Annotated in this window: 13 protein-coding genes; all 13 read left to right on the forward strand. The window is 39.9% G+C overall.

From position 1 onward, the window contains the following. The first annotated feature begins 251 nt into the window (after positions 1-251). Positions 252-4,571 carry a PolC-type DNA polymerase III gene (locus tag B1NLA3E_RS07040; RefSeq protein ID WP_015593147.1) on the forward strand — a complete coding sequence of 1,440 codons (4,320 nt, stop codon included), beginning with the start codon at positions 252-254 and terminating at the stop codon, positions 4,569-4,571. A gap of 235 nt (positions 4,572-4,806) precedes the next feature. Next, the gene (rimP, locus tag B1NLA3E_RS07045; RefSeq protein ID WP_015593148.1) at positions 4,807-5,277 is read left to right on the forward strand and encodes a ribosome maturation factor RimP; all 471 of its coding nucleotides are present in this window, start codon (positions 4,807-4,809) and stop codon (positions 5,275-5,277) included. Between the two features lie 108 nt (positions 5,278-5,385). Further along, entirely contained in the window at positions 5,386-6,507 is a 1,122-nt protein-coding gene (gene nusA, locus B1NLA3E_RS07050; RefSeq protein WP_015593149.1) for a transcription termination factor NusA, read from the forward strand. 17 nt (positions 6,508-6,524) lie between these two features. Then, positions 6,525-6,806 carry an RNase P modulator RnpM gene (gene rnpM / locus B1NLA3E_RS07055; RefSeq protein ID WP_015593150.1) on the forward strand — a complete coding sequence of 94 codons (282 nt, stop codon included), beginning with the start codon at positions 6,525-6,527 and terminating at the stop codon, positions 6,804-6,806. Then, positions 6,806-7,108 (forward strand): YlxQ family RNA-binding protein, encoded by a 303-nt coding sequence (locus B1NLA3E_RS07060; RefSeq protein ID WP_015593151.1) that lies wholly within the window; start codon positions 6,806-6,808, stop codon positions 7,106-7,108. Before rnpM ends, B1NLA3E_RS07060 begins: the two co-directional genes overlap by 1 nt. Positions 7,109-7,127: 19 nt before the next feature. Next, positions 7,128-9,365, forward strand: coding sequence for a translation initiation factor IF-2 (gene infB / locus B1NLA3E_RS07065; protein WP_015593152.1), 2,238 nt, complete (start codon positions 7,128-7,130; stop codon positions 9,363-9,365). Continuing rightward, complete coding sequence (locus B1NLA3E_RS07070; RefSeq protein WP_015593153.1) at positions 9,365-9,646, forward strand: DUF503 domain-containing protein; 282 nt, start codon at positions 9,365-9,367, stop codon at positions 9,644-9,646. The genes infB and B1NLA3E_RS07070 overlap by 1 nt, the downstream gene beginning before the upstream one ends. A gap of 18 nt (positions 9,647-9,664) precedes the next feature. Continuing rightward, complete coding sequence (rbfA, locus tag B1NLA3E_RS07075; RefSeq protein ID WP_015593154.1) at positions 9,665-10,033, forward strand: 30S ribosome-binding factor RbfA; 369 nt, start codon at positions 9,665-9,667, stop codon at positions 10,031-10,033. A gap of 94 nt (positions 10,034-10,127) precedes the next feature. Beyond that, positions 10,128-11,045, forward strand: a complete 918-nt coding sequence (gene truB, locus B1NLA3E_RS07080) for a tRNA pseudouridine(55) synthase TruB (RefSeq protein ID WP_015593155.1) — start codon at positions 10,128-10,130, stop codon at positions 11,043-11,045. Between the two features lie 39 nt (positions 11,046-11,084). After that, entirely contained in the window at positions 11,085-12,029 is a 945-nt protein-coding gene (ribF, locus tag B1NLA3E_RS07085) for a bifunctional riboflavin kinase/FAD synthetase (RefSeq protein WP_015593156.1), read from the forward strand. A 277-nt stretch (positions 12,030-12,306) separates the two neighbouring features. Beyond that, positions 12,307-12,576: a 30S ribosomal protein S15 gene (gene rpsO, locus B1NLA3E_RS07090; protein ID WP_015593157.1), complete on the forward strand. Its 270-nt coding sequence runs from the start codon at positions 12,307-12,309 to the stop codon at positions 12,574-12,576. A 346-nt stretch (positions 12,577-12,922) separates the two neighbouring features. Next, positions 12,923-15,043 (forward strand): polyribonucleotide nucleotidyltransferase, encoded by a 2,121-nt coding sequence (pnp, locus tag B1NLA3E_RS07095; RefSeq protein ID WP_015593158.1) that lies wholly within the window; start codon positions 12,923-12,925, stop codon positions 15,041-15,043. Positions 15,044-15,168: 125 nt separating this feature from the next. Further along, entirely contained in the window at positions 15,169-16,113 is a 945-nt protein-coding gene (locus tag B1NLA3E_RS07100) for a polysaccharide deacetylase family protein (protein ID WP_015593159.1), read from the forward strand. The last annotated feature ends 38 nt before the right edge of the window (positions 16,114-16,151 follow it).

The following is a 16,151-nucleotide window of genomic DNA, read 5'->3' on the forward strand; positions in this document are numbered from 1 at the left end:
TGTGTTAAAGCTGATTGCTGATGTTGCTCAAATGTTGATTGGAGTGGAAGGCGCGAGACTCCTGCGGGAGCAGCGGGACAGGTGAGACCCCACAGGCGCATAAGCGCCGAGGAGGCTCACCGCCCGCCCCGCGGAAAGCGAAGCGCCTGGAACGGAAATCAACAACATTCTAGTTTAGCAAAGCCAGTTTAATAGTAAAAAAATCTAATTTTATAAAGAGATAAATTTTTAATAAATGGGAGTGAGAACTTTTGAGCGATGATAAAGGCAAAAAAGAGCAATTCCTAGTCTTGCTCCAACAGCTACAAATGACTGAAGATGCAATCGTACAGCATTTTGAACATGCCCAATTGCAAAAAGTAGTTGTCGATAAGGAATTAACTAAATATCATTTTCACTTTTTAATTGAAAAAATACTACCTGCAAATATCTTTAGTCTATTGGCTGCAAGATTGCAAAGGACATTTTCATATATTGCGAAGACTTCTACCTTTTCACTACAAGTTCGGGACCACCAATTTCAAGCTGAGACAGCGCAGGATTATTGGAATTTATGTCTTCAAGAAATTGACGGGATGTCCCCTCCGACACAAAAGCTTCTTCATGAGCAAGTTCCGAAAATAAATGGAAATAAAATCATCATTACCGCTCGCAATGAACCAGAAGGTCAAAGTATCAAGAAAAAACACGCCACCGTCATTTCTGATATTTATCAATCCTTTGGTTTTCCGCTTTTGGCCATGGATATAGAAGTATCACACGATACAAAAGAAGTAGAAAACTTTATCAAGGCGAAAGAAAAGGAAGACCAAGAAAAGGCATTCCTTGCACTTGTTGAAATGCAGAAGAAGGATGCTGATAAGGAAAAAGGTGGAGAAGGTGCACCTCAAGGTCCGCTGACAGTTGGCTTAACGATTAAGGATAATTCCGAATTTCGTAGAATAGAAGAAATTAATGAAGAGGAACGCCGTGTAGCAGTCCAAGGGTATGTTTTCGATGCCGAAACGAAGGAATTGCGGAGTGGTCGGACTTTGTTAACCTTTAAAATCACCGATTACACAAGTTCGATTATGGTAAAAATGTTTTCAAGAGATAAAGAGGATGCTGCTTTATTCCAGCACGTTAAAAAGGGCATGTGGCTTAAGGTTCGAGGAAGTGTCCAAAACGATACATTTGTCCGGGATTTGGTCATGATTGGTAATGATCTAAACGAAGTAAAGCCAGTCGAGCGGAAAGACACAGCCCCTGAAGATGAAAAAAGAGTTGAACTTCACCTTCACACGCCGATGAGCCAGATGGATGCGGTCACGCCGGTTGGGGCCTTGATTGCTCAAGCAAAAAGATGGGGCCACAAGGCGATTGCTGTTACCGATCACGCCGTGGTTCAATCCTTTCCAGAAGCATTCGGTGCTGGTAAGAAAAATGATATTAAAATATTATTTGGTGTCGAGGTAAATCTCGTTGATGATGGAGTACCTATTGCCTATAATGATGCTCATCGTTTGCTGGCTGATGATACCTTTGTTGTGTTTGACGTGGAAACAACTGGCCTATCTTCAGTTTACGATACAATCATCGAGTTAGCCGCTGTCAAAATTCGAGGCGGTGAGGTAATAGATCGCTTTGAATCATTCATAAATCCACATCATAAACTCTCGGCAACGACAATCAATCTGACTGGAATCACCGATGACCTTGTAGAATCTGCACCTGAAGAGGCAGAAGTCATCAAAAGGTTTTATGACTGGGCTGAGGATGGGATCTTAGTTGCTCATAATGCGACATTTGATATGGGATTCTTAAATGTGGGCTACAAAAATATTGGACTTGGCAAAGCAACAAATCCAGTCATCGATACACTTGAGCTAGCACGGTTCTTATTTCCTGGAATGAAGAATCATCGCTTAAACACATTAGCGAAAAAGCTTGAAGTCGAACTTACTCAGCATCACAGAGCAATTTATGACGCTGAAGCAACAGGGTACTTACTGCTTAAAATGCTTAAGGATGCAACGGAGAAAGGGATTGAATATCACGACCAGTTTAACGATCATATGGGACAAGGTAATGCTTTTCAACGTGCCCGTCCATATCATTGTTCGCTCCTCGTCCAGAATGAAATTGGGCTAAAGAATTTGTTTAAGCTTGTTTCGATTTCACAGATTCACTATTTTTACAGAGTTCCACGAATTCCTAGATCTCAGCTTCAAAAGTATCGTGAAGGGATCTTAGTCGGGTCAGCCTGCGATAAAGGGGAAGTTTTTGAGGGAATGATGCAAAAAGGATTTGAAGTGGCGAGCGAGTTGGCCCGTTTTTATGACTATCTTGAAGTTCAACCAAAGGAAGTGTATGCACACCTTTTGGAAATGGAACTGGTGAGAGATGAAAAGTCGTTGGAAGACATTATTTCCAATATCGCCAAACTAGGGAGTGACTTGAACATCCCGGTTGTGGCGACAGGGAATGTTCATTATTTGAATGAAAATGATAAAATTTACCGAAAAATCCTGATTAATTCACAGGGAGGCGCAAATCCGCTAAATCGTCACGAGCTCCCCGATGTTCATTTTCGGACAACAAATGAAATGCTAGCTTCCTTCGCATTTTTAGGGAAGGAAAAGGCAAAAGAAATCGTCGTGACGAATACGAACAAGGTTGCTGACATGATTGACGTGATCAAACCGATTAAGGATGATCTTTACACGCCAAAAATCGAAGGCGCCGAAGAAGAGATGCGTGAGATGAGTTATGGAATGGCAAAAAGGATCTATGGTGATGTGCTACCGGAAATTGTTGAAGCACGGCTGGAAAAAGAATTAAAAAGTATTATTGGACATGGGTTCGCTGTTATTTATCTGATTGCCCACAAGCTTGTAAAAAAATCACTTGATGACGGCTATCTGGTTGGATCCCGTGGTTCAGTCGGCTCATCGCTTGTGGCAACCATGACGGAGATTACAGAGGTTAATCCTCTCCCGCCACACTATATTTGTCCGGCATGTAAAACTTCTGAGTTTTTTAATGATGGTTCTGTTGGTTCCGGATTTGACCTACCTGATAAAGATTGTCCTGAATGTGGGGCGAAATATAAAAAGGATGGTCACGATATTCCGTTTGAAACCTTTCTTGGCTTTAAAGGAGATAAAGTTCCCGATATCGATTTGAATTTCTCTGGAGACTATCAAGGTCGTGCCCATAACTATACAAAAGTGTTGTTTGGTGAGGACAATGTATTCAAAGCCGGTACAATTGGTACGGTGGCTGAAAAGACAGCCTATGGATATGTAAGAGGCTATCAAAATGACAACAACCTACAACTACGGGGTGCTGAAGTTGACCGCCTTGTCTCGGGTTGCACAGGTGTCAAAAGGACAACCGGTCAGCATCCAGGCGGAATCATCGTTGTTCCAGATTATATGGATATATATGATTTCACACCGATACAATATCCCGCGGATGATAGTTCGTCAGAATGGAAAACAACGCACTTTGATTTCCATTCCATTCATGATAACGTCCTGAAGTTAGATATCCTGGGTCACGACGATCCAACCGTTATTCGGATGTTACAAGATTTAAGTGGAATGGATCCGAAGACGATTCCTACCGATGACCCAGAAGTCATGAAGATTTTTAGTGGGACGGAATCGCTGGGAGTAACTGAGGAACAAATTATGTGTAAAACTGGAACACTTGGAATCCCGGAATTTGGAACCCGATTTGTCCGGCAGATGTTAGAAGAAACAAAACCAACTACATTTTCGGAGTTAGTTCAAATTTCTGGTTTGTCCCATGGAACCGATGTTTGGCTCGGCAATGCTCAATTACTAATCCAGGATGGAACTTGTAACTTAAGCGAAGTAATCGGCTGTCGGGATGATATAATGGTTTATTTAATCTATCAAGGCTTAGAACCCTCATTTGCCTTTAAAATCATGGAGTCCGTTCGTAAAGGTAAAGGCCTATCGGACGAAATGGAAGAAGAAATGCGAAAAAACAAAGTACCTGAATGGTATATAGATTCCTGTAAAAAAATAAAATATATGTTCCCAAAAGCGCATGCTGCTGCCTATGTGTTAATGGCAGTTCGGATTGCTTTCTTCAAGGTCCACCATCCGCTTTTGTATTATGCAGCGTATTTCACGGTTCGTGCCGAGGATTTTGATGTTGACGCAATGGTTCGAGGCTCGCAATCGATTCGAGCTAAGATTGAAGAAATTAATAGTAAAGGACTAGAGGCTTCAACGAAAGAGAAAAATCTCCTAACGGTGATGGAGCTCGCCCTTGAAATGTGTGAGAGAGGCTTTTCATTTGGAAAGGTTGATTTATATCGTTCAAGCGCCAGTGACTTTATTATTGATGGAAATGTGTTGATTCCACCATTCAATGCCATTCCGGGACTTGGCACAAATGCAGCGTTTAACATTGTAAAAGCACGCGGTGAAGGAGAGTTCCTATCAAAAGAAGATTTACAACAACGCGGTAAAGTTTCAAAAACAATTATCGAATTTCTTGAAAATCATGGATGTCTTGAGGACTTACCTGATCAAAACCAATTGTCGTTATTTTAGAAGTTGTGCTGAGTAATCAGTTGAAATAACTTGACAAATGCTGATTTAGCAATCTTTCCATTTGCATAAAATATTTGGATATGGTATAGTTTTATTGGAAATACTTAAGATATACTCTCGCAAACAAGAGTGGGGCAACCCGCTCTTTCGTCTTGTTTACATGTTTTTTTGTGGAAATATCTTGAAATTTCGTATTTTTATAAGGGAAAAGGAACCATGGATAAGGAGGGATCATATGAGCAAAGTGACCGAAGTAGTAGAAAGCATGGTGACACCAATATTAGATGAAAGTGGATTAGAATTGGTGGATATTGAGTTCGTAAAAGAAGGTAGAGACTATTTTCTTCGGGTTTATATTGATAAAGAAGCCGGAGTAGATATAGAAGATTGCGGGATTGTCAGTGAAAAATTAAGCGAAAAGCTCGATGAAGTTGATCCAATTCCACATAATTATTTCTTGGAAGTATCGTCTCCTGGTGCTGAACGCCCCCTTAAAAAAGATAAAGATTTTGAAAAGGCGATCGGCAAAAACGTATTTATTAAAACGTATGAACCCATTGATGGTGAAAAGTCCTTTGAAGGGATTTTGACCCAATTTGACGGTGAAACTGTTATGGTAGAAATGAAGATTAAAACAAGAAAGAAAAGTATTGTGATTCCGTATGAAAAAATAGCAAATGCTCGTTTGGCTATTACATTCTCATAAAAGCAATGCGATTAATAGTAGGCAAAAATGGATGAATTTTGCCTTATAAAGGTCTAAGGACATAAAAATATAAGATCTTTTTTTTAGATTAAAGGGGGATACGCTCAAATGAGCAGTGAATTATTAGATGCTCTTATGTTGCTTGAGAAAGAGAAAGGCATTTCTCGGGATGTTCTGATTGATGCAATCGAGGCAGCCCTTGTATCTGCTTATCGCCGCAACTTTAATCAAGCACAAAATGTACGGATCGATTTAAATCTCGATAAGGGCTCGATGCGAGTATTTGCTAGAAAAGAAGTGGTTGAACAAGTATTTGATCCACGATTAGAAATCTCGGTAGATGATGCAAGAAAGATTAATCCTAACTACCAAGTAGAAGATGTTGTGGAACTCGAAGTAACACCGAAGGATTTTGGACGTATTGCTGCCCAAACAGCAAAACAGGTCGTTACACAGCGTGTTCGTGAAGCTGAAAGAGGCATTATTTATGCGGAGTTTATTGACCGCGAGGAAGATATCATGACTGGTATTGTCCAGCGCCTAGATTCTAAATTTATTTATGTCAGTCTTGGTAAAATTGAAGCTATTTTACCTGCCAACGAACAAATGCCGAACGAACGCTATAAACCACATGATCGAATCAAAGTCTTTATTACCAAAGTTGAAAAAACAACTAAGGGACCACAGATTTTTGTATCCCGCACTCATCCTGGTTTATTAAAAAGACTATTTGAAATTGAAGTACCAGAAATTTATGATGGTACGGTTGAGATCAAATCTGTTGCGCGTGAAGCGGGAGATCGTTCCAAAATTTCCGTTCACTCAGATAATGAAGAGGTCGATCCTGTCGGTTCTTGTGTTGGACAAAAGGGAACTCGAGTTCAAGCAATTGTAAACGAATTAAAAGGGGAAAAAATTGACATTGTAAAATGGTCAAATGATCCTGTTGTTTTTGTTGCAAATGCACTTAGTCCTTCAAAGGTTCTTGATGTTATGGTTAATGAAGCAGCTAAAGCGACAACCGTCGTAGTTCCAGATTACCAACTATCTTTAGCTATTGGTAAGAGAGGACAAAATGCTAGACTTGCCGCAAAATTAACTGGCTGGAAGATTGACATAAAATCAGAAACAGAAGCAAGAGAAAAGGGGATTTTTCCACGAGAAGAAGCTCTCTTAACTTTTGTTGAGGATGACGATTCTGATTTTGATTTTGAAGATGATTTAGAATAAAAACGAGGTGAATGATCGTGAACAAACCTAAAAAAGTTCCGATGCGAAAATGCATTGCAACCGGTGAGATGAAACCGAAAAAAGATCTCGTTCGCATCGTTCGCTCTAAAGAAGGAGTAGTTTCCATTGACCCATCCGGTAAAAAATCTGGGCGTGGTGCGTATCTTTCTAAAGACAAAGAAGTGGTCCTTTTAGCCAAGAAAAAGAATACTTTAGCGAATCATTTACAAGTTTCAATAGATGAATCTTTATATGATGAGTTGTTAGAACTCATTGAGAAGGAGAAACGACTATCCTAATGAACAGAGCTCCATGGATGTCATTACTTGGCTTAGCAAATCGAGCACGGAAAATTATTTCGGGTGAAGAGTTATCCGTAAGAGAAATTCGGAGTGGTAAAGCAAAACTCGTCTTGTTATCGGCGGATTCATCCGCTAATACAACCAAGAAAATCACCGATAAATGTAAATACTATCACGTACCCTTGAAAATAGTTGATAACCGGGAATTGCTGGGGTCGGCGATAGGTAAAGAGGCCCGCGTAGTGGTAGCTATTTTAGACGATGGATTTGCAAAAAAACTGCTGACGTTGCTCGATTAATTTTAGCGGGGGTGAAAGAATGAGTAAAATTCGCGTTTATGAATATGCAAAAAAGCATAACGTGTCCAGCAAGGACGTAATCGCTAAACTAAAAGACATGAATATTGAGGTAACAAACCATATGGCAACAATAGAGGATGATACTATTATTAAACTAGAGACGATTTATAATACCAATAAACCGAGCCAACCGCAAAAGACTGAGAAAGAACAACAATCACCACAACAAGGGAAACAACCAGCTAGCAAACAACAAGCAACTGGTCAACAGACTGCTAAACCAACACCTCAGGTTGTTTCAAAATCAAAGGCTAGCGCTTTTGAAGATGACGATAAAACCTCTACGCCAGCAAAGGTGAAGGTTGTTACCGCACCGAAAATTCGCGATGCAAAAACACAAGGTTTCCAAGCGAAAAACAAGTCAAATAAAGGGAAATCAAATTTTCAAAATAAGGGTAGACAACAATCCTTCCAAGCTCCTCCACAACCGAAAAAGGAAAAAGAGCTTCCAGCAAAGATTACCTTTTATGAGTCTTTAACTGTCGCAGAACTTGGAAAAAAACTCCATCGCGAGCCCTCTGAAATCATCAAAAAGCTCTTTATGTTAGGAATAATGACTACGATTAACTCTGACCTCGATAAAGATTCGATTGAGTTAATAGCTGGTGAGTATGGTGTTGAGGTTGAAGAAGAAATTAGAATCGATACAACTGATTTAGAGGTATATTTCACCGAGGATGAAGCTAGTGACTTAGTGGAGAGACCATCAGTTGTTACAATCATGGGTCACGTTGACCACGGTAAAACGACTTTGTTAGACTCTATTCGCCACACCAAGGTTACAGAAGGCGAAGCAGGGGGTATCACACAGCATATCGGAGCATATCAAGTAGTGGAGAACGGCAAAAAAATCACTTTCCTTGATACTCCTGGACATGCTGCCTTCACAACAATGCGTGCTCGTGGTGCAAAAATTACTGATATAACCATTCTCGTTGTCGCTGCTGATGATGGGGTTATGCCACAAACAGTTGAAGCAATCAACCATGCTAAAGCGGCTGAAGTTCCAATTATTGTAGCAGTTAACAAAATGGATAAACCAGGTGCAAATCCTGAAAAAGTAATGCAAGAATTAACCGAACACGGTCTTGTATCTGAAGCTTGGGGCGGAGAGACCATTTTTGTTCAGCTTTCTGCTAAAAATGGCGAAGGAATTGATAACCTACTTGAAATGATTTTATTAGTAGGTGAAGTAGAAGAGTACAAAGCAAATCCAAACCGTAAAGCAATCGGAACTGTTATTGAAGCTCGATTAGACAAGGGCCGTGGATCTGTCGCAACTCTTTTAGTTCAAAATGGAACTTTAAGAATTGGAGATCCAATCGTTGTTGGAAACACATTTGGACGAGTTCGTGCTATGGTCAATGACCTTGGTCGCCGAGTTAAGGAAGCTGGTCCATCAACACCAGTTGAAATTACTGGGTTAAGTGATGTACCACAAGCCGGAGATCGTTTTGTTGTTTTTGAGGAAGAAAAGACTGCACGCCAAATTGGTGAATCTCGAGCTTCCCTTGCATTACAAGCTTCTCGTGGTGAAAAATCCCGCGTAAGTCTTGAAAACTTGTTTGAACAAATGAAACAAGGTGAAATGAAGGAATTGAACGTGGTCATTAAGGCGGACGTTCAAGGTTCAGCTGAAGCATTAGGTGCCTCTTTGAAAAAAATTGATGTTGAGGGTGTAAATATTAAAATTATTCACTCAGCAGCTGGTGCCATTAATGAATCAGATATTGCCCTTGCTGCGGCTTCAAATGCAATCGTGATCGGGTTTAACGTTCGTCCAGATGTAAATGCAAAACGTGCTGCTGACGCTGAAAATGTTGATGTTCGTACTCACAGAATTATCTATAAAGTAATCGAAGAAATCGAAGCAGCGATGAAGGGTATGCTTGACCCAGAATACAAAGAAAAAATTATTGGTCAAGCTGAAGTTCGTCAAACCTTTAAAGTTTCGAAAATTGGTACCATCGCCGGTTCATATGTTACGGATGGTAAAATTACCAGAGACAGTGGTATCCGCATTATTCGGAACGGTGTTGTTGTTTTTGAAGGACAAATTGATGATTTAAAACGATTTAAAGACGATGTAAAAGAAGTAAATCAAGGTTACGAATGTGGAATTACCATTAAAAACTTCAATGATGTTAAAGAAGAAGACATTATTGAAGCATATATTATGGAAGAAGTGGAACGTTAATGATAGTTGGCCTCGCCACCTGTGAATGTATCCTGTATGATGGTCATTCATTAAAGGAAAAACGGGCTGTGTTACAAAAAATTCTTACAAGACTAAAACAGCGATACAATGTATCTGTTGCTGAAGTGGATTTTCAAGATGCTTGGCAACGAACGAAATTTGCGATTGTTGCCGTGGCATCTGCAAAAATGGCAGTAGACAGAGAACTGCAAAATGCATTAAAGCTAATTGATTCGTTTCCAGAAATTGAACGAACAATTACCGACATTGAGTGGCTTTAGTAAAGAGGGTGTAATTTAATGAGCCTTAGAGCAAATCGCGTTGGAGAACAAATGAAAAAAGAACTTGGCGAAATTATTAGTCGGAAAATAAAAGACCCAAGAATCGGTTTTGTAACCGTAACAGATGTCGAGGTATCTGGTGATCTTCAGCAAGCAAAAGTGTTTATTTCCGTTTTAGGAGATGAAAAGCAAAGAGAGAATACGTTAAAAGGCCTTGCAAAAGCAAAAGGATTTATTCGGACCGAAATTGGTCAGCGTATTCGTCTTCGCAAAACTCCAGAAATCATTTTTGAATTTGATGAATCGATTGATTACGGTAATCGAATTGAAACTCTATTACACGAAATTCATGAAGATGATAAAACAAAACAAACCGACGGGGAATAACATAATTCCTTGCTCTCCAATAAAAAATAGAAAGAGGCTGACTTCGATTCGAGTCAGCCCTTTTTTAACGAAATTTTAAATGGAGGTGGAAGAAGTGGAAGGGATTTTACCGCTTTTTAAACCAAAAGGAATGACATCACATGATTGTGTCTTTAAACTTCGCAAAATCCTTAGAATCAAAAGGATTGGACATACAGGTACCCTTGATCCAGAGGTAGATGGTGTTTTGCCAATTTGCATTGGCAGAGCAACAAAAGTCGCGGAGTATATCACCAATGCCGGAAAGGCCTATGAGGGTCAAGTGACAATAGGTAGTGCCACGACCACGGAAGATGCAACAGGGGAGATCATCGCCGAAAAGGCGGTAGACAAATCGTTTACACGTCAAGAAATATTAGCGATGCTCCATTCTTTGACTGGTCCTATCACCCAAACCCCTCCGATGTATTCAGCAGTGAAGGTAAACGGGAAACGGCTGTACGAGTACGCAAGACAAGGCATCGAGGTAGAACGCCCATCGAGGACCGTGACAATCTATTCTTTGGAACTATTAGATGACAGAGAAATCTTTGCTGGGGAATCGATTCAATTTCGCTTCCGGGTTTCTTGTAGCAAAGGAACTTATATTCGCACACTGGCAGTCATGATGGGTGAACAATTGGGTTTTCCTGCTCACATGTCAATGCTAACAAGAACTCAAGCGGCATCATTCGGGCTCGAGGAATGTGTTACGCTCGCCCAAGTGGAAGAAATGGTGGAGAATGGGACTTTTTCGGATGTGTTAAGACCAATCGAAGAAGCGCTTTCGTATTTGCCGAAACTAGTAATAAATGATAAATTAGCAGAGAGAGTAAAAAATGGAGCTGTTTTGCCCATACCAGCACATTTGCAGAATTTTACAGGATCAGTTGTAATTGAAACAGCGGAGGGGTTAGCCTTAGCGCTTTACCGAGCCCATCCACTTAAGCCCGATTTAATGAAGCCTGAAAAAGTACTGCGGAATGATGCTTAAAGGAAAACAGGTATAAGTTAAGAAAAGGTGAGTAGTAGCGTGGAAGTAATAAAGATTAATCATCCTCATCAATATGAACAAGCTGATTATCCAGAACTGGCGATGGCTCTGGGCTATTTTGATGGAGTCCATTTAGGTCATCAGCAAGTCATAAACAAGGCTAAATCAATTGCAGAAAGTAATGGGTGGAAAAGCGCAGTCATGACATTTGATCCGCATCCATCTGTCGTATTAGGAAAAAGTATTCAGCACGCTGAATATATCACTCCCTTATCTGCTAAAATCAATTTAATTTCAAATTTAGGTATTGATTACCTATTTATTGTTCATTTTACCCATGAATTTGCCAATCTATTGCCTCAAGAATTTATTGATCAATATATAATCGATTTAAACGTCAAACATATCGTAGCCGGTTTTGATTTTACATACGGTAGAATGGGAAAAGGAAATATGGAAACATTACCATTCCATTCTAGAGATCTGTTTGAATATACGACTGTTCCAAAATATCTCCTTGGTGAAGAAAAAGTAAGTTCAACATTTATTCGTGCAGAGATTAAGCAGGGTAACATGGAGATTTTGCCTTCGTTGTTAGGAGGCTTCTATTCGACTTCTGGAGTTGTCGTTCATGGGGACAAAAGGGGCCGTACAATTGGGTTTCCCACGGCAAATGTCGACATGACGGAGGATTATCTTTTTCCACCCACCGGTGTGTATGCAGTCCGGATAAAAGTGGGACAAACGTGGTTTAAAGGGGTATGTAATCGCGGTTTTAAGCCAACCTTTAATGACGATAAAAACAAGCAGACCATCGAAGCTAATATTTTTGATTTCTCAGAAGATATATATGGGCAGGCTGTAACGGTTGAATGGCACCGCCGCCTGCGATCAGAGAGAAAGTTTGACGGGATTGAGCAACTTGTGAACCAAATTGAAAAAGATAAACAAAATGCGGTTATATACTTTGAGCAACTTGGATAAGTGTCTAGCTCCAGCTCCCAGCGACTAGTGGACTTCACCCACCTCCCTACGATAAGTCAACATCGAATCGCTTGCGCTCTTCGTGTTTCCTTTATCTCAGTCGGTGTGCTCCAGTCCTGTCGTGCGCTAACCGGGCGCTTCCGCTTTTCTAATTTTTAACTTGCTTTTTGTCTAATTAAGTTGTATTCTAATAAACGTATGACGAACCTTTGCTTGGCAAGTCGAATCACCGACGCTTGCTCAGTAACAGGGGATTATAAAATAGGAGGTGAACAGGATGGCAATCACGCAAGAGCGCAAAAACGAACTTATTAATGAGTTCAAAACACATGAATCTGATACTGGTTCTCCAGAGGTTCAAATCGCTGTCCTTACAGAACAGATTAACAATTTGAACGGTCATTTACGTATGCACAAGAAAGATCACCACTCACGTCGCGGTCTTTTGAAAATGGTAGGTAAGCGTCGTAATCTACTAACATACCTAAGAAACAAAGACGTTCAACGTTACCGTGTGTTAATCAACCAACTTGGTTTACGTAGATAGTCAGCAGAAGCGGGATTTTTCCCGCTTTTTTATTATATTCCCATTTAATTAATTAAGGGTTATCATAAATATTTGTACATATAGAAATACCTGTAAATCCTACATAATTTTACGGCTATTTTAAGGAACGGTATTAATGGTCATAATAATAAGAAAAGCGGAGAGTCACTCTTTGGCTTTCTGATTCCTCCGAGGCAAGAGCTTCGGTTAACATAAACCTATATTAAGTTTTGTGAAAAATGGAGCTGAACACCTTAGCGAATTTGGCTTAGGTTTTTGATAAAAGTAAGGATAGGTCCTGATCACCCTTGAGTGAGGGTGATACGGGTAGAGAGGGGTAAAAAGAATGGATCAGGAAAAAAAAGTCTATTCCATTGACTGGGCAGGACGAACCTTAACAGTTGAAATTGGTCAATTAGCGAAACAAGCAAGTGGAGCTGCATTAGTCCGTTATGGAGAAACAGTGGTACTAAGTACAGCAACAGCATCTAAGGAGCCAAAAGCCTTAGATTTCTTCCCATTAACAGTAAATTATGAAGAACGCTTATATGCGGTAGGAAAAATCCCTGGAGGATTTATTAAAAGAGAAGGTCGACCAAGTGAAAAAGCCATATTGGCAAGCCGCTTAATTGACCGTCCAATCCGTCCATTATTTGCAGATGGTTTCCGGAATGATGTTCAAGTCGTCAGTATAATCATGAGTGTTGATCAAGATTGTTCGTCTGAAATGGCAGCAATGTTTGGTTCTTCCTTAGCACTATGTGTTTCTGACATTCCATTTGAAGGACCGATTGCTGGTGCAGTGGTAGGTCGTATCGATGGTAAATTTGTTATTAATCCAACAGTGGATCAAGCTGAAAAGAGTGACATAAACCTAACAGTTGCAGGAACAAAATATGCAATTAACATGGTAGAGGCTCGTGCTGATCAGGTTCCTGAAGAAGTAATGCTTGAAGCCATTATGTTCGGACATGAAGAGATTAAACGATTAATCGCTTTCCAAGAAGAAATTGTTGCTCAAATTGGTAAACCGAAAAGAGAAATAGCATTATTTGAGCTAGATAAGGAACTTGAAGCTGAAATTCGTGAGTTCTGTGAAGAAGAAATGGTGGCTGCCATTCAAGTACAAGAAAAGCATGAACGTGAAGATGCTATAAAAGCTGTTAAGGAAAAAGTAATGGCTAAGTACGAAGCGGAAGAAGCCGATGCAAACGATCTTAAACAAGTGAAACAAATCCTAGATAAGATTGTTAAAGGAGAAGTTCGCCGTCTAATCACGGTTGAAAAGATCCGTCCTGATGGTCGTAAAATAGATGAGATTCGTCCTCTTTCATCAGAGGTTGGCGTATTACCACGTACTCACGGTTCAGGCCTATTTACACGTGGACAAACTCAAGCTCTAAGCATTTGTACTCTAGGAGCAATGGGCGATGTTCAAATCCTAGATGGCCTTGGTATCGAAGAAGAGAAACGCTTTATGCATCATTATAATTTCCCTAACTTTAGTGTAGGTGAAACAGGACCATCGCGTGGCCCAGGTCGACGTGAAATTGGTCACGGAGCATTAGGTGAGCGTGCACTTGAGCCAGTCCTTCCTTCTGAAAAAGATTTCCCTTACACAATACGTCTTGTATCAGAAGTCTTAGAATCAAATGGTTCTACTTCACAAGCTAGTATTTGTGCAAGTACAATGGCGATGATGGATGCTGGTGTACCAATTAAAGCTCCAGTAGCAGGAATTGCCATGGGTCTAGTAAAATCTGGTGAACATTATACAATCCTTACTGATATTCAAGGTATGGAAGATCATTTAGGTGATATGGACTTTAAAGTGGCTGGTACCTCTCAAGGTGTTACAGCATTACAAATGGATATTAAAATCGATGGTTTATCCCGTGAAATTTTACAAGAAGCTCTTCAACAGGCTAAAAAAGGGCGTATGCACATTTTAGAATCAATGTTAAACACGCTCGCACAGCCTAAAACTGAGCTTTCTAAATATGCGCCAAAGATTTTGACGATGAACATTAATCCTGATAAAATCCGCGATGTAATCGGACCAAGCGGAAAACAAATCAATAAAATTATTGAAGAGACAGGCGTTAAAATCGATATCGAGCAAGATGGAACAGTCTTCATTTCTTCAATTAATGATGAAATGAACCAAAAGGCTAAAAAGATCATCGAAGATATCGTACGTGAAGTTGAAATCGGCCAAATGTACTTAGGAAAAGTGAAACGGATTGAAAAATTCGGTGCATTTGTAGAAATCTTTGCAGGTAAAGATGGACTCGTTCACATTTCTGAACTAGCTGAAGAGCGAGTTGGAAAAGTCGAAGATATTCTTGCCCTTGGAGATGAAATCCTTGTAAAAGTAACCGAAGTTGATAAACAAGGTCGCGTGAACTTATCCCGCAAGGCAGTATTAAAAGAACAGCGTGAACAAAAAGAACAAGCCCAAAACTAAACAAGCACTCATAAAAAAAGTCAGGGTGTAATCCCTGGCTTTTTTATTACTTAAAAATCTTCAAAATTCCTACGTTCTACCTTGTCCCTCCTTTTCATAATGTTTTAAAAGGGGGGGCTATACATATGAAAAATGTGAAACGGTTGATTATTATTGGACTGACAATCATCGGGATAGTTTACAATCCAATATCAGATCAATATGTGACCTATTTAAAGGCTGAATCCATTAATGTTGGGAAACCAAGTAATTCACTATATGAGGAAATTAAAAAAAATAGTAAACAATATCAAATAGTAGCAAGCGATGCGCGGATAGATCCTGTCTGGAAGGCAATTCCCGGCTATAATGGGCTAGAAGTTGACCTAAAAGCCTCTTATCAGAAAATGAAAAATGAGGGTGTCTTCAATAAAGATAAACTGATTTATAGGCAAATTAAACCAAAGGTTCATTTGAATGAGCTTCCACCAGCCCCAATTTACCGTGGAAACCCAGATAAACCAATGGTTGGCTTCATTATTAATGTGGCTTGGGGTAATGAATATTTGCCAGATATGCTTACCACATTAAAAAAGCATCATGTAACTGCTAGCTTTTTTCTTGAAGGAAGATGGGTGAAAGAAAATCCTGATTTAGCAAAAATGATTTCGGAATCCGGGCACGAAATAGGCAATCATTCGTTTACACATCCAGATATGAAAAACCTATCACCCGTTGAAATCAAGAATCAGCTTGTAAAAACAAATGATGTGATTGAGGCAACTACAGGCCGAGTTTGTAGATGGTTTGGACCTCCAAGTGGAAGTTTTAATAATGAAGTTGTGAAAATGGCCGATGTATTGGGACTTGGGACGATTGTTTGGACCGTTGACACAATTGATTGGCAAAAACCCACCCCAGAAACGATCATCCAACGTATTGAGACAAAGGTGCATCCCGGTGCTTTAATACTCATGCACCCTACAGCGTCAACCGCCAAAGCACTTGATCAATTAATCATAAAGATCGAACAAAAACATCTGAAAATTGGTACCGTTTCTGATACTTTAGATGAAAAAAGAGTTTTTTAAAAAAGAGGAAAGAAAATCTTCATTTTGGAAAAAATACC

Origin of the sequence: Bacillus sp. 1NLA3E, assembly GCF_000242895.2 — a bacterium.
Classification (GTDB): Bacteria; Bacillota; Bacilli; order Bacillales; family Cytobacillaceae; genus Bacillus_BU.